The 660-nt window shown below is 60.6% G+C and carries 1 protein-coding gene; it reads right to left on the reverse strand.

Features of this window, described 5'->3' with window-relative positions; translation table 11 throughout:
* A partial coding sequence (locus tag ACFQEU_RS17260) for an FAD-dependent oxidoreductase (RefSeq protein ID WP_379784149.1) occupies nt 1-660 on the reverse strand: 660 nt, incomplete at both ends.

The following is a 660-nucleotide window of genomic DNA, read 5'->3' on the forward strand; positions in this document are numbered from 1 at the left end:
GTCGGCATTAAAGCGGATCGCGGCGGCGTCGTCTGGATCGTCGAGCCCGATCACCACCTCGGGTCGCTTCACGGTGTCAAGTTCAGCCACCACCTTTGACAAAATGTCGGCACCCACCTTGGCGCCGCAGCCACCGCAGCGCATGGCCAACTGGCTCATCGCCGGTGTAGTTTCGCTTCCCATTTGGCTCAATAGCGCCGGTGCGAGCGACGTCTGGGGCGCGCCAGACATGGGTTCGAGACGAGGTTCGAGGCCGCTAAACAGGGCCATAAAGCTGCGATCTATACGGTCTTTCCAGCGCCAAACCCAGCGCCCGCTGAGCGTTGGCATCATGCCATTGGCGCGAGTCGCCATAGCAGTGCCGTCGCCGAGCGACAAGATGCTTAAAAAGCTGGTTTGGGCGCGATAGGCGCGCAGGGGTTGCTTGAGCAACGTCGCCATCAGGTTGTCAAATAGCACCGATGCTTGCCGCACCGCGAAGACCCCAGCTTTGGGTCGCGGTTGGCCCATGAGTGCAGCGGCATCGCCGGCGACAAACACGTCGCTGTGGCTGCTGGACTGCAGGTGTTCATTCACCTCAATAAAGCCCTGTCGATCGAGTGCTAAGCCGCTATCGGCAAACCAAGGCGCCGCATGGGCGTTGGTGCACCAAAAAATTTC

Source organism: Halorubrum tibetense (assembly GCF_042661865.1).
Taxonomy (GTDB): domain Archaea; phylum Halobacteriota; class Halobacteria; order Halobacteriales; family Haloferacaceae; genus Halorubrum; species Halorubrum tibetense.